This window comes from Streptomyces sp. KLMMK, assembly GCF_036961605.1.
GTDB lineage: Bacteria > Actinomycetota > Actinomycetes > Streptomycetales > Streptomycetaceae > Streptomyces > Streptomyces telluris.
Map to the genome: position 1 here is coordinate 32455 of NZ_JBAMDC010000006.1, position 21555 is coordinate 54009.

The window sequence follows — 21555 nt, forward strand, 5'->3', positions numbered from 1 at the left end:
ACCACTTCAGGAGACCCGTTGAGCACGCCCCAGCCCCCGCAGTCCGGCGACGCCCGGCCCGGTCCCCGGACCGAGCCCCTCCACCTCGCCGACACGCCCGGCTACCCCCTCGCCCGCAGCGTGGAGATGCCCGGCACTCTCGACTACCCCACCGGCTCGCTGAGCTTCCGCCTCGGTGCGCTCCGGTTACGCGCCGACGGCCCGCCGGAGGCGCTCTCCGAGGAGACCCGCGGCGGCAGCCGCCACCTCACCCACCGCATCCCCGCCCTCGTCCTCACCGGCCGCTACGCCCTCGACGCCCGGCCCGACGAGATCCGGGAGATCGACACCGCCGGGAACCTGCAACCGCTCTCGGCAGAGGCACGGCAGCCCACCCTGCCCACCGGGGAACGCGCCGTCCCCGTCAGCCACCCGGACGACGAGACCGTCCGCCGCTGGACCGGCCGCGCCGACGCCCACCGCACCAAGCTGATGAAGACCGAGAACGGCCGCCAGGTCCTCATCCAGTACGGCACGCACAACGAGAGCTACTACGACATCTTCAACGGCAGCTCCTCGGTGTCCTCCAACCTCCGCAAGAAGTGGGCCGAAAAAGGCGTCACCCAGCGGATGTCGGAGCAGACCTACGGCACCACGGACCCTGACGCCACCGCCGACGCCCTGCCGTCCGCCGGTGATCAGCAGCCGGTCAACGACTGGCAGGACCCGCAAGAGGGCGGCACGTACAACGCGCACGCCTGGCAGCAGCGGACCACGGTCCAGACCGCGCTGACCACGGAAGCTGCCCGGATCCAGCAAAAGGACCCGGCCAAGGCCAAGCGCCTCCAGGATGCGGCGGCGGCCGCCGAAGGCTTCTCCAAGTCGGTCCAGGACACCGGCAACGACGGGGCGCAGACCAACCCGATGACGCAGGACAGCATCTACACGACCATCGACGAGCACTCCGGGGAGCTGCCGGACGTCTCCCCCGAGGAGATGGCCCGCTACAACGGGCTCGCCGCCTTCGGCGTCGGGGACGGGCAAGCACTCCCGGCGGCACAGGAGGACCGGCCGGACGAGCCGGAGGACTGGATCGCCCTGTCCGACAAGGAACGCGCCGTCATCCACGAGTTCGGCGCCGCCGCCTACCACGACGAGGCTCAGGAGGCCCCGCAGGCGACTGACACCCTGCACACGGGCGAGTGCACGGCACGGCTGGCCGGCATCCGTGTCACCACCCGTCTCACCCCGGACGGCGCGCCGGCGGACGTGACGGTGGAGCTGCCGGACCTCGCCCTGAGCATCAACGACGAGGAGTGGCAGGGAACGGCCGCCGACGTCGCGCGCGAGCGCCTCGCCGCCATGCGCTTCGTGCACACGCTGCTGCAGGACGCCATCGCCGAGACGGTCCGCCACGCCGCCTTCACCGGCGTCGCCGGATACGCCCACCCGCAGGACGGGCGGTCCTGACCCGTGCTCATCCTCGACACGACCGCCCCCGCCGAGGACGTCCTCGGCGGGGTGTGGAGGAACCTGCTCGCCGATGACCTGCCGCGCTTCGAGGCGTTCCTCGACCAGGCCCTGGCCCCGCAGCAGGAGTACCTCACCGACGGTGAACGGGCCCTGTACCGGCACGGCAAGCGGCTGCGCCCGGCCGTCCTGCTGCTGGCCGCCCGCACGGTGCACGGCTCCTCGCCGCTCCCGGACAAGGTACTCCAGGGGGCCGTCTCGCTGGAGATGCTGCACGTGGCGACGCTGATCCACGACGACATCGTGGACGGCGCCGCCCTGCGCCGCGGCCTGCCCTCGGTCAACGCCGCCCGGGGCACCGAGGCCGCGGTGCTCGTCGGCGACCTGCAGTTCGTCCAGGCCATCCGCGGCTTCGTACGGGCCATCGACCGGGACAGCGACATGGGCCTGATCGAGCTCGTCCTCGACACCGCGTTCCAGATCGGCTGCGGAGAGCTGGACGAGCTGCGCACGGACCTCTCCCAGGACCCGGAGCTCCTGGCCAGGACGTACTGGCGCACCGCCGACCGCAAGACCGCCGCCCTGTTCGGGCTGGCGGCGGAGGCCGGGGTGACGCTGGCCGACGGGCGCAGCGGCGACGCCCGCCGGGCCGGGTTCTACGGCCGCCGGCTCGGGCGCGCCCTGCAGGTCATGGACGACCTGTTCGACCTCGCCCAGGACGAGGCCGGCTCCGGCAAGCCGCGGGGCATGGACCTGCTGCGCCGCCGCGCCTCCCTGCCCCTGATCTACGCCATGCAGGAGTGGGGCCCGGAGCACGCGGTCAGCCGCATCATGCGCGGCGAGAGCACCGATCCCGGTGTCCTGGAGCGCACGCTCGCCGAGGTCCGCGGCGGCGCCGGGTTCTCGCGCGCGTACACCGACGCCCGCGCCCAGGCGCTGGAGGCGGTGGAGCTGCTGCGTCCGTTCCCGGCCGGGCGGTACCGCTACGCGCTGGAGGACCTGGCCCTGCACGTCGTGGACCGCGGGTTCTGAACAGCGGCCCGGCAGCCCGTCCGTCCCCCGACCGACACCACCGAGACGCCCCTTGAGGAGAGGCCCGTGGCCACCAAGCTGCTCGACTTCATCTACGCCACCATGTACAAGCGCGTCAACGATCCGGACAGCCCGTACTGGCTGCCCACCGTCCTCAAGGACGTCCGCACCTCGGACGGCCGCACGCTGAATCCCCTGGCCGTCGACACGTGGGACATCGGCGAACTCGGCGGTGACGAGGGGAAGACGATCGGCGACACCATCGCGTCCGCGTGGTGGATGTTCGTGGGCGCCGCATTCGACGACGCGAAGGACCGCGGCGTTTCCGGTCTCCCGGACAACCTCGACCCCTTCACCAGCCAGCGCGACGCCGACCACCCCTTCCCGACGCTGTCCCTGACCGCCGTCACCGTCGAGGGGCTGCCGAACGCCTCGGTCGGGGAGCTGCAGAACCTCACCCCCACCGACAACGGCTACCGGGGCACGGTCCGGGTCACCACCGCGGCGTACGACACGCACGGGTGGCAGAAGCAGATCACCGTCAAGGGCACGTACAGCCTGGTGCAGCACGTCGTGGTGATCGACGACCCGGGGGACGGCGGCGGGGGTGACGGCCTGAAGCCGCCCACGAAGGTCGTGGTCAAGGGGCTGGAGGGGGTGGAGTGGCCGCGCCAGGAGATCGAGGGCCACGGGCAGTTCACCGTGACCGCCCGGGACCTCGTCTTCGACGTCGTACTGCGCGCCGAGGCCACGGGCTCCGGGACCGACCGCACCCCGCAGCTGGCCGTCGAGTCGATCACCGTCACCTCGCAGCCGGTGTTCCATCTCGACAAGGACTCCTTGACCATCGAGGGAAGCACGATCGACGCCCAGACCCTCGACGTCTGGAAGCAGGCCGCGGCCGACGCCTTCAACAGCGCGGACGCCGGGAAGGCGCTCACCGCGAAGCTCGTCGGCACCCTCGCCGACCCTTCCTTCCGCGACCAGTTCTCCTCTACGGTCACCGCCCAGCTGGACAAGGCGCTCGACGGGGTGCTCGGCGCGGTGCCGAAGGGCACGCTGCCGTCGGACGACAGCGGCTTCCCGGCGAAGTACGGGCCCCTGGAGATCTACCTCTTCGACCGGCTCCGCGCCTCCGTGAACGACACCGCCTCCGGCTTCTACCCGCCGACCGTCGTCCTCGGGGCGAGCAGCCCCACGCTGGAGCCGTACGCCCTCGCAGACATCGACCTCGGCTCGTACAAGATCGGTGTCGCGACGGCCGACCTGAGCTTCAAGGGCGGCTCGATCAAGGGCATCTCCAACATCCTGATCCCCGTCAAGGACGCCGCCCTCACCGAGGGAGGCATCGGGGCGACGCTGAGGTTCGGCCGGCTCCCCGGTGACGCCAAGGTGCCGGCGCCCCCGCTCACCATCACCGGCACGGGCGTCGTCTCCTTCCCCGATGCCGATACCGATGCCGATGCTGCGGCTGGAGCTGAGGCCGATGCTGGGGCTGGGGCTGCGGCTGGGGCTGGGGCTGGGGCTGCGCCGGAACACGCTCCCTCGGACGACGACACGATCGAGGGCGACATCACCGTCACCATCGCCCAGCCGTCGGCGACGGCCGCCCTGTCCTTCACCGGCCGCGACGCCGACGAGCTCACCATCGGTCTCGACGCCCTCACCCTCGCGATCGCCACTCAGGATCTGCAGGTCACGATCCACCTCAAGGAACCCAGCCCTCTGGAGAAGATCATCCAGCAGGTGCTCAACAAGGACGAGGTCAAACAGAAGATCATCGACGGCGTGCAGAGCACGGCCGACACCCACCGCGCCGACATCGCCAAGGAACTCACTGACAACGCCCGCACGGTCATCCACGCCAAGCTCGAGGGCTGACCTCCCCATGACGATCGACGAACTCCGGGACTTGATCACCCGGCACACTCAGGGCACCACCCTCACACTCCCCGCGGGCGACCTCGGCACCGGCCCCGCGGCCGCACTCGTCGGCACGTGGCTCGACGGCACGCTGACCATCACCGGTCTGCGGCGCGAGGACCACGACGACAGCGTGGTCGTGCGCGGCACCCTCACCGTCACCGGCCTCGGCCTCGCCGACCAGCCGGTCCACGGGATCGAGTTCGGCCTCGACCCCCTCGATCACGACCCCACGCTCTACGTCCCGCTCGCCCTCCCCGCGGACTGGACCTTCGCCACCTCCTTCCCCGCCACCGACGGCAGCGACCTGGCCGCCCTCTCCTTCCCCGCACCGCCCGTGCTGCTGCTCACCTCGGCGGCCCGGCCCGCCCGCGACGGGTACCCCGCCTTGGATCCCGGCCTGACGTTCCACGCCGCCCAGGTGAGCGACCCGGAGCAGCTCGGCGCCCTCGCCACGCTGCTCCGGCCGCGGCCCGGAACCCTGACACTGACGGGGCCGGTCGTACGCCGGCCCGCCAAGGCCCCGGAAGGCGAGGTCCGCACCGACGTCGCGCTGCGCTCGTCGCCCCGACCGGACGAGGCGTTCTCCGCCTCCTTCTACCTCTGGGCCGGGTCGCGCGACGACGAAGCGAACGGGTCCTCGGTCACCTACGGACTGCGGCTGGCGGCGGACCTGGTCATCGGGCAGGTGGGCGGGGCGACGATCAGCGCTCCGCTGTCCTCCGGCGGCGGCGCGCTCGTTCTCGGCGCCGACCGGCTGCCCGGGAAGCTCTCCCCCGGCGACCTCGCCGCGTGGAACGGTACCGGTCCCGCGGTCCACCAACTCGTCGACCAGCAGCATTTCACGCTCGGCAACTCCGTCCGCCTGTCCGGGATCACCGTCACGATCGACCCGGCGGCATTCGGCAAGGGCGGGTCGGCAGCGGCACTGACCGAGGTCACCGCCACCGTCGAGACCACGCCGGGCACCACTTGGCCGATCGTGGGCGACGACCTCGCTCTGACCGGGGTCGGCGCCACGCTGACCGTCACGCATCCGCTCCAGCCGTCCCGCGCGGCAAAGGTCACCGGCCGTGGCGACTTCACCGTCGCCGGCAACGTCGGCCTCCACGCCACCGCCGAGATACCGCCCGGCACGTTCCGGCTGACCCTCGACGAGAGCACCCCCGCCGAGCTGCGGGACGTGCTCCAGCACTTCCTGCCGCACGCCGACCTCACCGGCGTGCCCGAACTGACGCTGAAGAAGTTCTCCGGCACCGCGACACCCAAGAAGGGCGCGTACGAGGTCGACGCGTCCGTCTCGTCGCAGTGGCACATCGACGTCGGCGCGGCCCGCATCGCCCTCACCGAGGCGGGGCTGGAGCTGGCGCGCGAGGGCGGCGAGGGGGCCGCCACCATCGGTGACGTGGGGCGGCAGTCCGACGGCGGATCCGGCAACGGGAACGGCGGCGCGCGGACCACCGGCACCCTGTCGGCCGAGGCCGAGCTCGGCCCGGCCTCGGGCGGCAGCGGCAGCGGCAGCGGCAGCGGCAGCGGCAGCGGCAGCGGCAGCGGCAGCGGCAGCGGCAGCGGCAGCAACGGCAGTGGCAACGACTCCGTGGTGAAGTTCTCCGCCAAGTGGACCGTCCCCGGCACCTTCGAGCTCGACGGCACCTTCCCCGACCTCGACCTGACCAAGCTGCTGAAGTCACTCGCCTGCGATGCCGACGTGCCACTGCCCGACGGCCTGCCGCAGGTCTCCCTCCTCCACCCCGCGGTGACCATACGTGTGGGTACCGCCCTGACGGGGCACCCGGCAGCGGGCAAGGGCTACGAGCTGGCGCTCAGCACCACGGCGACGTTCGACGCGGCGCAGCTGGCCTTCTTCGGCAAGGCAGCCCGGAAGGCCGAGGGCGGCACCCTGTTCGCCGCCGCTCTCTGGCAGCAGGACTGGGTCTGGTCGCCGGGCAAGGTGTCGGGCTGGGCCCCGGTGCTCGGCTTCCTCGACGGCATCACCTTCGCCAAGTCCGGGCTCGCCGTGAGCAGCGCCGACGGCGTGACCGTCGATGCCGGGTCCGACCCTCCCGACACCCTCCCCGCCACGCTGGACAAGGGCCTCACGTTCTTCACCGAACTGGGGCTGACCGGCCCGCTGGCGCCCTTGAAGGTGCTCTTCCAGGACGCCGGTGGCATCCATCTGACGGCCCGGCTCACGACGCCGGTCCAGGAGTCCGAGTTCACCGCGTCCATCGCGGAACAGAAGACGCGGGAGGGCTTCGGGGGGCTCACCCTCGCGTTCCGGCCGGCGCAGCGGGAGGTGTCGCTCCAGACGTCGTGGAACTTCCTCGTCCCGGCCGTCGGGGCCGCCCCGGCGACCCTGCTGCAGTTCGTGGCCGGAGGAGCCCTCAAGGGCACCGAGTTCCACCTCTTCCTGGTCCTCAAGCCCGTCGGGCCCGGGGCGGAAGAGGCGGACGGGGTGGGCGGGGTGGACGGGGTGGGCGTCGCGGGGCGGCCCGCGCCGCACCAGCTGGCCTACGCCCTGCGGTCCCCGGGATACACGCTGCTGACCGCAGACCCGGTCCCCGGGGACGGTGGCGGCCTCGTCCACGACGCAACGCCGCGCGGCGCACGTGCGACCACGTACGGCCTGGTACGTGACACCGCGAGCCGTCTCGCCGGCCTCGGCGGAGGCACGCCCCCGTCTTCCGGCGAACGCCCCACGTGGAAGAACGCCTTCGGTGTCCAGGGATTCGACGTCCACTACTTCTACCTGCAGATCGGCTACGGGACGGGTACCGGGTTCACCCTGGGCGGGGGCGGTTCGGTGGTCGTCGGCGAGGCCGCACTGGAGCTCGACGTCGAGGGCGGGTTCACCCCGGAGCCGTTCGTCACCGTTTTCCGCTTCGACCTGGAGGCCGTCCACCAGGACACCGGTGTCTCGGTCTGGGACCTGCTCGCCGTCCTCGTCGCTCCGCCGGACTGGCTCGCCTTCCTGAAACAGATCGTGCTCCACAAGCTGGCGGTCTGCGTGGTGACCGCGCCCGGCGGCTGGACCAACCCCGTGACCCACGAGGAGTGGAAACAGGGCTTCTACGCCAAGGGGGACATCGACTTCTTCGGCAACAACTGGCGTTTCGAGGTGAACGTCAGCGACGACGGCCTCTACGCGTACAGCACCATCGCCCAGCCACTGAAGCTGGCGGGCGTCTTCACCTTCTCCGACGCGAGCGGGGCCAAGGGCCCGCAGTACCTCCTCGACACCCGCGGCATCCGCAGCGGGCACCTCCCGGCGAAGATCTTCTACCTCTCCGGCAAGCTCGACCTCCTCGGCCTGTCGGCCTCGATCGAGGCACAGCTCGGCAGCGCGGGCTTCGCGTTCACGATCGCCGCGGACCTGCTCCACATCCTCCACGGCGACATGAGCTGCACGCTCAACAGCACCGGGCTGAAGGCCTCGGCCCACGTCAAACTGGACTTCGACGTGGACATCCCCCGGGGCGTGACGCTCGGTGGTATCCCGGTCCCCGCCGGAAACCTCGTCGGCATCCATGCGCAGGGCGGCTTCGACCTCACCGTCGGCGGGAACGGCGCCGGCCTGCACCTGACGGCGAGCTGCAACGCCTACCTGCTCGGCGCGCACCTGGTCGACTTCCACCTCGACCAGCAGTTCTCGATCAGCACGTGGGACGACGTCGTCTCCTGGCTGCAGAACAACCCGGAGAAGCTCTTCGAGTCCCTGGGCGAGGGCATCTGGGACGCGCTCAAGAACTGTGCGACGACGACCGTGGCGGAGCTCACCTGACGCGGCCTGTTCTCCGGGCGGCGGCCTCGGCCCCGTCCTGTCCGCCCGGCACGCGCTCGTGCAGGGCGGACAGGGCGGACAGGGCGGGCAGGGAGGGCAGGCCCAGCGGATCCCGACGCGGCCGAGCGGTAGGCCGCGCGCGCCTCTGCCAGGCGTACGTCTCCGAGAAGTTCCAGCTGCACAAGACCGAAGTCCCGCGTTCAGCGCCGCCCTTCAAGAGGGGGAACGGGGGCCACGACGCCACGGTCGCCGCGCGCCGCGCACCCTCGGAGCGGCCGCCGGGCGAACGGGCCTCATCAGTCGAGAGGGTGCCCCGTCGTCGCGTCGACGTGGCCGGGGATCTCGTCGTGGCGGTCGCCGACCGTCGGCGTCCCGGTCGGTTCGAAGAGGAGGATCGCGGCGCCGGTTGCGGAGAACGGCTTGTGCTCCGTGCCCTTCGGCACGGTGAAGACGGCGCCCTTCGGCAGCCGGACCGTGCGCTCCCCGGCCGTCTCCCGCAGGGAGATGCTCAGCTCTCCTTCCAGGACGAGGAAGAACTCGTCGGTGTCGTCGTGGGCGTGCCAGAGGTGTTCGCCGCGGACTTTCGCCACGCGGACGTCGTAGTCGTTGACGTGTGTGACGATGCGGGGACTCCAGAAGGCGTCGAAGGACGCGAGGGCTTCGCCGAGGTCGAGGGGTTCCTTGCTCATGCAGGCATCGTCGCCGGTTGAGCGCGCCCCGGGTGAGTGCTAGGAATCGCACATGCCGCAAGAATCCTCGCACACCTTCCATGCACGCCAGGCACACCACGCCCGTCACGCACGCCAAGCTCCGGCGGCGGGCCCGCACCGCGTCGTCGTGATCGTGGACGAGAACTCCAACCCCTTCGAGCTGGGCTGCACGACCGAGATCTTCGGCCTGCACCGGCCCGAGATCGGCCGCACGCTGTACGACTTCGGGCTCTGCTCCCCCGAGCCCAGCACCGTGATGCGCGACGGGTTCTTCACTCTCACGGGAGTCGCCGGCCTGGAGGCGGCCGACGCGGCGGACACCGTGATCGTCCCCAACCGTCCGGACGTGGACGTCCCCCGCCGTCCCGCCGTGCTCGACGCCGTCCGGCGGGCGCACGCGCGCGGCGCGCGGCTGGTCGGCCTGTGCAGCGGCGCCTTCACCCTCGCCGAGGCCGGGGTCCTCGACGGGCGCCGGGCCACGGCGCACTGGCAGTGGGCCGACTCCTTCCGGGCCCGCTTCCCCCGCGTCCGCCTGGAGGAGAACGTGCTCTTCGTCGACGACGGGGACATCCTCACCGCCGCGGGCAGCGCGGCCGCGCTCGACCTCGGGCTGCACATCGTGCGGCTCGACCACGGCGCCGACGTCGCCAATTCCGTCAGCCGGCGCCTGGTCTTCGCCGCCCACCGGGACGGCGGGCAGCAGCAGTTCATCGAACGTCCCGTCCCCGAGCTCCCCGATGAGTCCCTCGGGCCCGTCCTGGCCTGGGCCCAGGAGCACCTGGAGACGGCACTGACCGTGTCCGACCTGGCGGCGCGCGCCGCGGTCAGCCCGGCCACGCTGCACCGTCGCTTCCGGGCCCAGCTCGGCACCACTCCCCTGGCCTGGCTCACCCGGGAGCGCCTCGCTCTGGCGTGCCGTCTCATCGAACGGGGATCCATGTCCCTGGAGACCGTCGCGCGGCGCAGCGGGCTGGGCACGGCTGCCAACCTGCGGGCGCTGATGCGTCGCGAGAGAGGGCTCACGCCCTCGGCGTACCGGCAGCGGTTCGGCCATGGAAGGGCATGAGGGAGGCGACATCCGAACGTCCCGAACGTCCCGAACGATCCGCGCCTCGCCGGACTCTCAGGCCTGGTCGAGCCCGTCGCGGAGACGGGCCTCGTCCTCGGGGCTCACAGTGATGCCGAAGTCCTCCGCCAGTACGCGCCCGAGATCGGCCGGCTCGATCTTCCGCTCGGTGTACGACCCGTCGGGCCGGAAGGTGGTCCACGTCGTCGCGTCGAGCCGGTCGTGGTGAGTGGCGCTGAACGCCTGCGCGAAGAGGCGCTTGACGAAGGGGGAGCGCGAGTGGGTGGAGACGTAGTGGCTGCCGACGACGTAGTCGATCGGGTACTGCGGGTTCAAGGTGAAGGTGTGCCGGTCCAGCCAGTTGCCCTCGCGGCGCTGGTGCAGCCACCAGTCGTCGAAGCCCAGCGCCCCTGGACGCCGCTCCAGCCGGAAGCCCCATCCGTCGAAGTCGGCCTCGACGCCGTCCGCCAGCTCGATCGGCTCCAGGGGCCCGCTGCCGAAGCCGACGTCGCACAGCCACAGCCGCTCGTCGTCGGCCGCCGACACGGCCAGCAGCGCGTGAGTGGCAGGCAGGATCTTGGGGGAACCGAGCATGACGCGCCCGCTCAACGCGGTGAACCGGAAGCCCAGCCGCTCCAGGGCCGCTGCGAACAACGTGACGTGCTCGAAGCAGTAGCCGCCGCGACCGCCGTGCACGAGCTTGCCCTGTACGGACTCGAGATCCAGCAGGATCGGAACGCCGAGGACGGCGTCGAAGTTCTCGAACGGTATCGACGTGACGTGCGCCCGCTGCAGCCCGCGCAACACGTCCAGCGTCGCGGCCCGCTCCCCGCGATACCCGATGCGGTCCAGATAGGCGTCGAGGTCCAGGGAGTCGCCGCTCCAGTCGTACGTGGGGCTCATGTGCGTCATGCTTCCTTCGCTGGTCAGTCGATCGTCCATGAGCCGATCGATCATGATCCCGACGGTACGCGGCGGGCCCGTCCCGAGACATCTGTCCGTAGCCGGTACCGGCCTCGGTCATTGGTCCTAGGTGGGTCGACCGGGCTGCCCGAGGAGGCCGTGTGACGGCTTCCGAAGGGAACGGCCCCGGCGCCGGCGTGCTCGGACAGAACGGTGAGCAGCGCGTCGAGGGCGGCCGGATAGGCGTGTTCCGGCGGGGCCGCGAACCCGATCAGCAAACCCTGGGGGCGACCAGTGGCGTCGTGATGGAGTGCGCGGGAGTCAAGAACACCGATCCCGTGCCATGGGTCGGCCCATCGACGCGGGCTCCGTGCTCGTCGACGGGGAGCGGGAGGGGTGTGAGTCCGGAACGCCGGACGACCTCGCGGTAGAGGTCGTGCCCGGGGTCCTCCATGGCCGCAGTGGTGACGCCGGCGACGGCGAGCACGTTCGCCGGGCTGCCCTTGCTGGTGGCGCCGGGCGTCGCCTTCGCGATCCGACTCCCCTGGGAGCACCCGGCGCGCCCTCTGGAACACGTCCACCTCGACCAGTCGCCGGCGGTCGCCTTCCACGTATTGGACGACCGCGGCCGGCTGACCACCCACTACCGGTACGTCAGCGGCTGAACGCCCGGCAAGTTACGGCAGGCGGCAGGCTCCACTCGGCGCCTGCGGGCCGTCGCATCAGGTGGCCCCGACCGGGCCCAGGTACGCGGCGCCGTCGCCGCAGTGGAAGAACCACCGGGAGGGTCCTGCCACGCCGCGTATCCCAGCGTGTGCTGCGCGATGGCGGCGCAGGGGCTGGTCGGCTTCGGCCGCCCGGGCCGCCGGCCACACCCCGGTGAGCCCTTGCCTGGGGGCGTTCTTCCTGGTCAAGGCCCTGTTCTGCTTCGCCCTGAACGACTGGGCCGCCGCCCCGCCGTCCCTGTCCCGGCTCCTGATGAACCGGTCGGCAGAAGCCCGTAGTCAGGTGGCGCCATGGCGTGGGACGTGCCGCGCTACCGGGAGCGACCCGCTCCGTTCGACAGCCAAGGCGTGCCGCCGGAGAATCGGAAATGTGGAAGGAGGCGCCATGAGCGTCCGCATCGCCACCTTCAACGCCGAGAACCTGTTCCGGCGGCCCGCCGCCTTCGGCATCGAGAACGACACGAAGCGCAAGGACGTCGTCGACTCCTTCAAGAAGCTCGTCGATACCCTCGACCACCGCGAATACACCGACGTCGACAAGACGGACATCCTCACCATTCTCCAGGCCCACAGCACCGATTCCGACGACAAGAAGACCACCAGGACCATCGTGCTGAACCAGCCCCGTGGCGGAGCGAAGCTGCTCAAGACGGAGGACGGGAAGCTCCAGGTCAGGGCCAAAGGGCGGCTGGACTGGGTGGGCTGGGCCGAGCTCGCCCGCGACGACCTCACCTGGGCTGCCGTCAAGAGCGTCGCCAAGGTGATCGCCGCGGTGGATGCCGACGTGCTGCTGGTCGTCGAGATCGAGGACCGGGTCACACTGGACCGCTTCAACACTCAGGTTTTGCAGGGCGAGTTGGGCGCACGCCCCTACCGGTACAACCTGCTGATCGACGGTAACGACAGCCGCGGCATCGATGTCGGGCTCCTCAGCCGGCGTCCCGTCACCTCCCTCCGCTCGCACTTCTCCGACACCAAGGGCTCCCGGGTGATCTTCAGCCGGGACTGCCCGGAGTTCGAGATCGATCTGGGCCGCGGAGAGCCGTTGTGGCTCCTGGGGAACCACTTCAAGAGCAAGATCGGCGGTGGCTTCGACCAGCGCTTGCGCCAGGCCGAGCGGGTCGCCGCGCTCTACCGGGCAGCGCTCGAACGCTCCGCACGTGTGGTGGTCGCCGGAGACCTCAACGACGGCTTCGAGAGCGTACCGCTCTCGCTCCTCCTGGCCACGGGGTTGCGGGACGCGATGACCCACCCCAGTTACCGAGGAGGCTTCGGCACCCACGTGCACGACGACCGCCTCACCGACAAGCTCGACTACCTGATGTTCTCGCCGGAGCTGTGGGACACGGTGCAGTCGGTGGGCCTGGAACGCCGCGGCATCTCCGCCAAGCTCCCGGGCGTCACACCGTTCGACGGCGTGAAGGACAAGAGCACCCAGGCCTCCGACCACGCCGCCCTCTACGCAGACCTCGACTTGTGAGGACGACCCACCGAAACCGCCCCGAGCAGCGCTCGGAGAGGCCAGGCTGCTGAACTCCTTGCCGTACGGCGTGGGAGGTTTCCCCATGTCCTCGTTTGTGCGCGCTTACCGTGCCCCGGCCTCCGCCGCGGGCCAGGGAGAGACGACGTGGACGCCGCGCAGCCCGGCGATCACCAGACCCGGCGGCCTTGCGGAGCGGGGAGCGGACGCGCTTGCCGACCGCGCTCTGGCGGAGATGGGCAGGGCGGGTTCCACGAGAACGCGGGCACCGGCGGGACATCCTGTAGAGCGCCACACACCGGACAGGGGCGTTGTACCGGCAAACAGGGGCGTTGTACCGGCAAACTGCGGACGCTCCCTGGACCCCTCGGTGCGGACAGAGATGGAAGGGGCCTTCGGACACGATTTCAGTGGCGTTCGCGTCCACAGCGGACATGAGGCTTCCGAGCTGGCCCGGGCCTTGGGGGCACGGGCGTACAGCTTCGGGCGGGACATCGTCCTCGGCCGCGGGGTATCCGTGCACGGCCCTGCGGGCCGGCGTCTCCTGGCGCACGAGCTCGCTCACGTCGTCCAGTACGACGCTTCGGGCCGTGTGATCGTCGCGCGGCAGGAGAGCCCGGAGCGGGACGGACGAACCGACTCCCAGGTCCGCAGCGAACTCGAAAAGCGGACCGGCAAGACCTTCGCCCAGCTCGTCCTGGAGCTCGGCCGGGGCCCGATGGATCCCAGCAGGATCCCGCCCCGCGACCTGGAGAGGGAGCTGGAGAGGAACGGCACGCTGCCCCACCGCGAGGCGGACACCAAGGAGCCCGTCGTCATCGACAACGTCCTCGTCCCGCATCCGTATCAGGAAAACCGGTTCATCAGCGAAGGCAGGGTAGGCCCGGAGTCCAAGATCGAGGCGGAGAAGGAGGCCGGCCAACAGACCGTCCGGGACACCTTCGTCTCCGGCATGGCCAAGGGGCTGGCCGGCATGAAGCCGGGTAGTGCGTCCAAAGGCCTCGTGAAGCCGGCCCCCGAGGTCCGAGGGGCCCGCGGCGCCCCGCAAACCCGCTACATCCGGGTCTCGAACCCCGGACTCGTCGCCCGCTACGAGCAGCTCGCCAACGAACGCCTTCCGGGTGTCATCAACCAGACCCTGGCCGCGGAGCGGGCCACTCCGGGCCGGGCCCGGCTGGCCACGCTCAGCACCGATTTCGCTGCGCTGCGCGCAGAGGTCGGCGACGCCCCCAATCTGTCCCCGCAGCAGCGGGCCAGGGGCAACGCCATCCTGCGTGAGGCCCGCGACCTCGCGCGCAACGACTTCGGCGGACTGCAGGGCAAGGTGATGCGCCGGCTGCGGGCCGACCCGGCCCTTCAGGCCGTGGAGAACCAGCTCGCCGCTGCAGGCGACGCCCGGCTCAACCCGACCGGCACACTGCAGATCAAGGTCATCCGCGCCAACGGCACGGAGGCATTCGAGCCACTGAACCTCGAACACCGGATACGTCTGTCGGACAACCCATGGCTGGCCAAGGGGAACCAGAACGTCATCCTGACCGACGCACCGCAGAACCAGCAGTACTTGGAGGCACTGCGAAAGCAGGGATCGGTCTGGCCGACCGACCCGGTGGAGGCGTTCGTGGTCCGGCACCAGCTCAACGACGAGGGCGTCAGCTTCGCCCCCGGAACGCGCTGACCGACGGGCAAGCTTTACTGATCGCTTCAGAACGAGTCGGGCTGCGGGTCTTGCACTCGACAATCTTGGTCGGCAGGGTGTGTGTCCGGGGCGCGTGCTGATCTTGTTCTTGTTCCGACGATCTATGGGAGCGGCGGCCGGCCCCGCTGCCACCACCTGCTCTCGAACGGCGCCGCTGCCATCCCGGACGGCTGACGAGCCGCCCGGCGGAGACAGCAGAGCAGACCGCCGTCCTGGTCACCGTTCCTCGGCCCGGGACGGCGTGGCGCCGTTCACCGCGAGGGACCGCCCCCGTACGCGGTCCGGTGAGGGGCCCGGTGAAGGGCCCGCGCCACAGCGGTCGACGACCGCCGCCCCCGATGGGCCCCGCGGCTTCCGGGACTTCACCCGCCCCGGCGGCTAGCCTGACGGACCATGAGCCCGCAGCCCACCCACTCCACTCCGAGCCGCTACACCATCGCCCTCAAACCCCGGGTCACCGATGAGGAGCACCACCCTGACCACGGCGCTGCCCTGCGGACCGCGACAGTCGAGGCCACGGGCGAGATGGGAGTCTCGGGCTTCCCTCGCTACGAGGGCGAGGGCATCCAAGCGGAGATCGACCCCGAGACGCAGGCCCTCGAAAAAGTGACGGTGGACGGGGACGCGCTGCCGTACGGCTGGATGGCCGAGGTCACGGGGCAGGGCCCCACGGCGTGAGCCGGGCCGACCACAGCCGGCCCCCTTCCCTCCGGAGCCCGGGCCGCCCTCGGGCCTGCCACCGTCGCTCGGGGACCCGGTCCAACAGGAACGGCGGCCCCGGCCTCTCCCCCCTCCTCCCCCTCCTCCCCCTCCTCCCCCTCCTCCCCCTCCTCCCGCTCCTCCTCCCCTCTCCCGGACGGCAGGCACCGGCACCAGGTCATGGCCTCCCCGCCCTGCCGAAGCCGTGCGCCCGGCAGCGGACGCGCGGAAAGTGTCACGGTGTGCAAGGCACAGGCGTGACGTTGCGGGAACATGACGGGCTGCGCGATCCTGACAAATTCGACATTTGCAAGGAATACAGGGAATACAAGGAATACACCGAATAAGGACAGCCTGTGAGATCGGCCGTCGGCGGCGGCCGACGAAAAAGACGGGTACGGGCCGCTCCAGGGGGCGGAGGCGCGCGCCGGGACCATCCCATGCCTCTACGGCGAGGTGAGGAAGACCGCGCACACCCAGTGGTCTCCCGGCGGCGAAGGAGGCAGCAGCGACCATGAACGCCCTGGCCGACCACCACTACATTCTGCACCTGGAGGTCCGATCGGGGCGGTTGCCCCAGGTCGAGCGGATCGTCACCGCACACCTGCGCTACTGGCAACTGGAGCCGCTGATGCGACCGGTGCGGCTGGGCGTACATGAACTCCTGGCCAACGTCCACCGGCATGCCGGCCCCGACAAGCGATGCACCCTGCAGCTGCACCGGTCGGGCCAAGAGCTGACCGTCTCCCTGACGGACCGGAACACCGACCTGGCCGCGCTGCTCGGTGTTCATCCCGCCACTCAGCCAGGGCGCGGGCTGGCGTTGATCGCGGCGCTCAGCGACAGCTGGGGCGTACAGCCGTTGCCCGACGGCAAGACCGTCTGGTTCACCATCCGCGCCCAGTACCCGACGGCGCCGCTCCCTCGCCCCTTCGTGCCCCGCATTCGCACATCCGAAGGACCCCGGACAGAGACCGGCGCCGCCCGGCGCACCACCCCGCCATCGCGGCACTCCATTGGCACGGCATCGTCGCGCGGGGAACGGCATGACGGTGCAAGCCCCGAGCAACGGCCGGCCGGGGACGTCGCGGACATCGCGTCGCCCGGAAGGCACGGGGCCGGCGACCAGTGGCCGGCCACGCTCCCGTGCATTGCTGCCACCGCCACCGCCGGGACCAGGCGCAGGCGGTGGTCGATCTGACGGGGGATAGGGTCGGACCTGTTTGGCCAGGACACGACAGCCGGAGCCGTAGTGAACCATCCGCAACAGCCCGCGACGCCGCCCTATCAGCCCTCGCCGTTCGACCCGGACGCGACTGAGGTCCTCTCCCCGGGAGCCTGGCAGCAATACGGCCACACCCCACCCGAGAACCCGGTCGACGCGACCAAGCCCTTGCCCCGCATCGACCCCGAACCGGCACCACCCCGCGAGCCCGGCCCGCCGACACGCCGGCCCCGGCGGGTGTGGATACCCATCGCGGCCATCGCCGCCTGCGCGGCCGCCGGTCTCGCGGTCGGTGCGCTGGTACTCGGTGACAGCGACCAGGACGCCGCCCCCGCCGCCCAGTCACCGGCACCCGTCGACACCGCCACGCCCGGCTCCACCGGCCGCCCTTCCCCCTCGAACACTCCCTCCGCCGCCCCCAGTGCGCCCGCCGCGGTGCTCCTGGGCGGGCCGTACATGCTGATCAGCGACACCGGCAAGGTCGCGGACGTCACGGCGGCCTCCCGCGACAACGGCGCGGTGGTCATCGCCTACCAGCCCACCGGCAACCCCAACCAGCGATGGATCCTCACCAACGCAGGCGGCGGCTACGTCCGCATCACGGCGGTCCACTCCGGCAAATGCCTTCAGGCCGACACCGCCGCGCCCACCGGCGGGGTGACTCAGCAGCCGTGCGCCGGAACGGACAGCCAGCAGTGGCTGGTGGCCGCCGACGGCGCCGCCTACACGCTCACCTTGAAGGGCTCCGGACAGACCCTGGGCGTCGGCCCCGGTGACGCCCTGCGCCTTCAGCAGGCAGGAGCGGGCCCGGCCCGGAAGTGGACCGTCAGAAATCCCTGAGCAACATCCCTGAGCAACTCGGGAACGCTCATCAGCCGTGCGGGAAAGCCATTCAGCCGTCCCGGGCGGCGGTTCCGGCCCAAAAACGACGTCGGCATCCCGCACCGGCGGTTCCGGAGTCCGGTATCGGGCGGAGCGCGTCGAGTTGCGCGGCGGGATTTCGGGGCCTCTCCCTTGCTGCTGTAAGGTCTCGCCGTCGATGTCGTGGGCCGACGCCCCTCCCCGTACCGCTGTCGCCGTTTCAGCGGATGCCGTACACGTACGGGTCGCGTTCTCGCGGGACTTGTCCCCGCGTTCCTGCCGCCGTTTCAGGTGATGCGGGTGCTCGCCTCCGTCACCGGCAAGAACGTTCAACGGGGAAAGTGAGACGACATGCGTACGTGGACTCGCGCCGTACCGGCAGCGGCAGGCGCCCTTGCTCTGGCGGTGGCTCTCACCGGTTGCAGCGACTCGGGTTCGGGCAAGCGCCGGGGTAGTTCCGGCTCCCACTCGTCGCATTCCGGTGCAGGCACGTCCGATGAGAAGACGACCTACCGTCTGGGTGAGACGAGCCCCGAGCAGGAAAGCTCCAAGCAGAAGTCATCGGATGCCAAGTACACGGTCACGCCGACCAAGGCACAGATGGGCACCAAGGCCGACATGGATAATTCCGGCCTGAAGAAGGACGACAAGGACGGGCCGAAGATCCCCGTCTACGTCTGGTCGACGCTCACGCACAAGAGCGGTACACCCATGGAGCTCGGCGACATGGACAACGACCTGGTCGTCAGGACGAATGCGGGCCAGCGCACACGGGCTCTCCTCGTCCTGATGGGCGAGGCGAAGTGGCCGAACTGCCCCGAGCCCCAGAGCAGCAAGCAGCTCGGGCCCGGCCAGTCGGAGAACATCTGCACCGCCTTCCTCATCCCGGAGGGCCAGAAGGCCGCCGCAGTGGAACTGACCCGGGGCTTCACCAAGAAGCCGCTGGAGTGGCCGGTGGAGAACTGACCGGCCCTGTTCAGCAGGGAAGCGCGTACCAGCAGGCGAACGGCGTGCTGGCCGAGGTGTGCGGTGAGCGCGCCGGGCAGCCAGGCACCGGGCGCGTCGGGGTCGTCACGCGTACGGGCCAGCACTTCGGGGACCGACGGCCGGAGGGCAGTTTCCTTGGCCAGGCAGTCCGTGATCAGGTCGCGGAGCGGCCCGGGCGGGAGTCCGTCCGGAGCCGGCTCCTCCTGAGCGACCCGGAACAACAGGGCATGGACACCACTCGCGTTGTCCCCGAACGGCATCCGCCCCGTGGCGGCGCACGCAAGGACCGCACCCAGGCAGAAGACGCCACTGGCCGGGGTGACGCGTCTCCCTCGCACCTGCTCGGGCGACATGAACCGGGTGAGCCGATGACGGCGCCGGTGCGCGTCACCACGTCGCCCGCGACGGTCCGTGACGGTGACACCGACCCGGCTGGTCGAGAACGCCGGGTTACCCACCTCGAACACGACGGGCAGGATCCTGGTGGGGGCGCCCCGGTCCGGGCGAGGTGGGGATCGCCGTCGCTCACGCCGTGCTCAACTGCCACGACCTGCTGGGTGTAGTGGCGTAGTGGCGTAGTGGCACCGCCCGGACATGAGCGGCACTCCATCCGTATCCAGGCCGGCAGTCAGTGCACGGGGTCGTCGTGCGAGTGGGGGTCCGTGCACTGACTTCCGGCCTCCACCTCGCCCGGCGGATCGGCGCCACCGTCTACGCCGCGGCCGGGACGAAGACCGAGCAGCAGTCGCTGCGCCACCTCGGACTCGGAGCGGTGCGGGCCACGTCCTCGCGCGGTACCGCCTTCGTGGCTGAGCTGCAGGGTTCCGGGCGGCATCGACGTGATCGCCGACGCACTGACGGGGCCCGATGCGTGAGGCCGACTTTGCGCTGCTCTCACCGTACGGCCAGTACATCGAGCCGGGCCGTGTCGACTTGGGCGCGGGCCCTCCGCTGGAGCCGTCGCTGCTCTCGCCCTGCCGGGCCTGCCCGGCAGGGCAGTCCGGTGCACATGATCGACCACCGCCCCGCGGAGACCGGGATGCTGATGCGGTCGGCGGCCGCGCTCTTCGACGCCCCAGCGATGTCCCTGCTGCGGACCAGGATCCTCCCCGCCGACCGGACCGCCGAGGCGTTTGCTTGATGGCACGCTCGCAGCAGACAGGCAAGGTGGTAGGCCTCGCCGGCCTGCGGTGGTGGCGGGAGCGGCGGACAGGAGCCCGCAAGGCCACCGGATACGCCGCGGCAACTGAAACGTCCAGGGCGCCGGCGCCGGGCGGTAGCACATCGCACCAAAGTCATCATACAGCGATATGATCCGTGGCCATGTCGCCGTCCCTGCCCTCAGAAGAGCCCTGCGCGACCACGACCGCCGCCCCGGGCCCCTCCCCGCACACGCCTGCCGGCCCGTCAGTCCCCACCGCACCTCCTGAACTCGCCGTCGAACACATCCAGCAGTGGCGCCAAGGCGGTGGCGAACTGATCGATCTGCTGCGTCTGGCGCACACGCTCGGCCCTGTCAGCCTGCTCCGGCTGGGGTCGAAATCGACCGTGCTCCTCACCGACCCCGCAGGAATCCAGCACGTTCTGGCCCTCAACCCGGACCGCTACCCCAAGAGGTCACACCGGGCACGGGCGCTCCTGGGTGACGGAGTCCTCACTGCCGCCGGCGAGCCGTGGAAACGCCAACGGCGCCTCCTGCAGAGCTATTTCACGGGTCAGGGAATCCGCCGCTTCACCTCGGCCATGCAGGACGCGGCACGGCACCTCGCCGCCCGATGGGGCCACCACGCGGACAGCGGGGAGCCTCGTGACCTCACGGCCGACATACGCTTCTACGCCCTCGATGTCATCTGGCGGGCTCTCACAGGGCAGGGCGCCACCACCGACACTATCCGTATTCTGGGCGCCCTGGACGTCATCCTCACCGCGCTGCCCCTGCTGCCGCCTCCCGATGGGCACCAGCCCGACCTCGGCGAACACCTCGTCACCATCCACAGCATCGTCGATGCTGCCATCGCCGACGCACGCATCACACCCGCCCCTCCCGGCGGCCCCGCACTCCTGCATTCCCTCATCCGCGCCGCGGACGACCACTCCTGGCCCGACCACCTCATCCGTGACGAAGTGATCACCCTTCTCGTCGCCGGCCAGGAGACCACCGCCAACACCCTCATCTGGCTGCACCTGCTTCTCGACCAGAACCCGGAGGAACGGGCCCGCGCCCTGCGGGCGGGCCCCACGGGCAGCGCGGACCTCAACCGCGCCTTCCAAGCTCTGGTCAGTGAAACCCTGCGCCTGTACCCGGTGGCCTGGCTCCTGCCTCGTCACGCCACCGAGGACGACATCGTCGCCGGTCACCACATCCCGGCCGGCACCACTGTTCTCGCCTGCCCCTACCTCACCCACCGTGACCCCGCCTTGTGGCCCGAAGCCGACCGGTTCCTCCCCCACCGCTTCACCACCGGCCACCACCGGCCCACCCAGCCCGGCGCCTACTACCCCTTCGGCCTCGGCCCCAGAGCCTGCCTCGGCGCCCAGTTCGCACTCCGCGAAGCCCTCACTCTCCTCGAACACCTCCTCCCCGCCTACACCGCCACCCCTCACGCCGCCGCGCCGGCCGACGCCGCCTTCGGAATCACCATCTCCCCGGCCGCCACCATCCACATCACCGTCACGCGGCGTCCGCAGCTTTCGTCACCGGTGAGCCGCTGACGAGCGCTACGGCGCACGGCGCACGGCGCACGATGCACGGACCCGGTTCATGCCATGCCGCACCAAGGAGAACGACGGCCGCAGTCAGCCCGCCGGCCCCTCAATCGCACATATGGCCCCCCTCGCTGCCATTCGCCAGACCTACAGTGGGGGCCCTGCCCAGTGGACACATCTCTGCGCGCCCTACGAGCTCCCACTCTGCCGACCGGATCCCAACTGCTCACGTTGGCCGTACGCATCCGCCCACTGTAGGACGCGCTCGCGCCGAGCCGCCCGCGAGTTCCTACGCCCGGCGCTGCACTT

Annotated in this window: 16 protein-coding genes; 14 read left to right on the top strand and 2 right to left on the bottom strand. The window is 70.8% G+C overall.

The window, feature by feature from the left end:
• The first annotated feature begins 18 nt into the window (after nucleotides 1-18).
• From V7793_RS02335 to V7793_RS02350, 4 genes are all read left to right on the top strand, one after another.
• Nucleotides 19-1449, top strand: a complete 1431-nt coding sequence (locus V7793_RS02335) for a hypothetical protein (protein ID WP_335581173.1) — start codon at nucleotides 19-21, stop codon at nucleotides 1447-1449.
• 3 nt (nucleotides 1450-1452) lie between these two features.
• Nucleotides 1453-2481, top strand: a complete 1029-nt coding sequence (locus tag V7793_RS02340; protein ID WP_335581174.1) for a polyprenyl synthetase family protein — start codon at nucleotides 1453-1455, stop codon at nucleotides 2479-2481.
• Between the two features lie 66 nt (nucleotides 2482-2547).
• A complete protein-coding gene (locus tag V7793_RS02345) occupies nucleotides 2548-4362 on the top strand; it encodes a hypothetical protein (protein ID WP_335581175.1) in 1815 nt (604 codons plus the stop codon).
• A gap of 7 nt (nucleotides 4363-4369) precedes the next feature.
• Nucleotides 4370-8185, top strand: coding sequence for a hypothetical protein (locus tag V7793_RS02350; RefSeq protein WP_335581176.1), 3816 nt, complete (start codon nucleotides 4370-4372; stop codon nucleotides 8183-8185).
• A gap of 296 nt (nucleotides 8186-8481) precedes the next feature.
• On the opposite strand, the gene V7793_RS02355 is transcribed toward V7793_RS02350, so the two are convergent.
• Nucleotides 8482-8874: a cupin domain-containing protein gene (locus tag V7793_RS02355; protein WP_335581177.1), complete on the bottom strand. Its 393-nt coding sequence runs from the start codon at nucleotides 8872-8874 to the stop codon at nucleotides 8482-8484.
• Nucleotides 8875-9022: 148 nt separating this feature from the next.
• Here V7793_RS02355 and V7793_RS02360 point away from each other — a divergent pair, with 148 nt between their 5' ends.
• The gene (locus tag V7793_RS02360) at nucleotides 9023-9961 is read left to right on the top strand and encodes a helix-turn-helix domain-containing protein (protein WP_335581210.1); all 939 of its coding nucleotides are present in this window, start codon (nucleotides 9023-9025) and stop codon (nucleotides 9959-9961) included.
• Nucleotides 9962-10018: 57 nt separating this feature from the next.
• Here the strand turns inward: V7793_RS02360 and V7793_RS02365 are convergent, their stop codons facing one another.
• Nucleotides 10019-10873, bottom strand: coding sequence for an arylamine N-acetyltransferase family protein (locus V7793_RS02365; protein ID WP_335581211.1), 855 nt, complete (start codon nucleotides 10871-10873; stop codon nucleotides 10019-10021).
• A 443-nt stretch (nucleotides 10874-11316) separates the two neighbouring features.
• On the opposite strand from V7793_RS02365, the gene V7793_RS02370 reads away from it, so the two are divergent.
• From V7793_RS02370 to V7793_RS02415, 9 genes are all read left to right on the top strand, one after another.
• Nucleotides 11317-11529 carry a hypothetical protein gene (locus tag V7793_RS02370; protein ID WP_335581178.1) on the top strand — a complete coding sequence of 71 codons (213 nt, stop codon included), beginning with the start codon at nucleotides 11317-11319 and terminating at the stop codon, nucleotides 11527-11529.
• A gap of 445 nt (nucleotides 11530-11974) precedes the next feature.
• On the top strand, nucleotides 11975-13069 hold the full coding sequence (locus V7793_RS02375) for an endonuclease/exonuclease/phosphatase family protein (protein ID WP_335581179.1): 1095 nt from the start codon (nucleotides 11975-11977) through the stop codon (nucleotides 13067-13069).
• Nucleotides 13070-13304: 235 nt separating this feature from the next.
• On the top strand, nucleotides 13305-14747 hold the full coding sequence (locus tag V7793_RS02380) for an eCIS core domain-containing protein (protein ID WP_335581212.1): 1443 nt from the start codon (nucleotides 13305-13307) through the stop codon (nucleotides 14745-14747).
• A 414-nt stretch (nucleotides 14748-15161) separates the two neighbouring features.
• Complete coding sequence (locus V7793_RS02385) at nucleotides 15162-15446, top strand: hypothetical protein (RefSeq protein ID WP_335581180.1); 285 nt, start codon at nucleotides 15162-15164, stop codon at nucleotides 15444-15446.
• Between the two features lie 535 nt (nucleotides 15447-15981).
• Nucleotides 15982-16668 carry an ATP-binding protein gene (locus tag V7793_RS02390; RefSeq protein ID WP_335581181.1) on the top strand — a complete coding sequence of 229 codons (687 nt, stop codon included), beginning with the start codon at nucleotides 15982-15984 and terminating at the stop codon, nucleotides 16666-16668.
• Between the two features lie 51 nt (nucleotides 16669-16719).
• A complete protein-coding gene (locus tag V7793_RS02395) occupies nucleotides 16720-17532 on the top strand; it encodes an RICIN domain-containing protein (protein ID WP_335581182.1) in 813 nt (270 codons plus the stop codon).
• A gap of 621 nt (nucleotides 17533-18153) precedes the next feature.
• Nucleotides 18154-18519, top strand: coding sequence for a hypothetical protein (locus V7793_RS02400; RefSeq protein ID WP_335581215.1), 366 nt, complete (start codon nucleotides 18154-18156; stop codon nucleotides 18517-18519).
• Between the two features lie 1030 nt (nucleotides 18520-19549).
• Nucleotides 19550-19681: a hypothetical protein gene (locus V7793_RS02410; protein WP_335581183.1), complete on the top strand. Its 132-nt coding sequence runs from the start codon at nucleotides 19550-19552 to the stop codon at nucleotides 19679-19681.
• A 182-nt stretch (nucleotides 19682-19863) separates the two neighbouring features.
• A complete protein-coding gene (locus tag V7793_RS02415; protein WP_335581184.1) occupies nucleotides 19864-21252 on the top strand; it encodes a cytochrome P450 in 1389 nt (462 codons plus the stop codon).
• The last annotated feature ends 303 nt before the right edge of the window (nucleotides 21253-21555 follow it).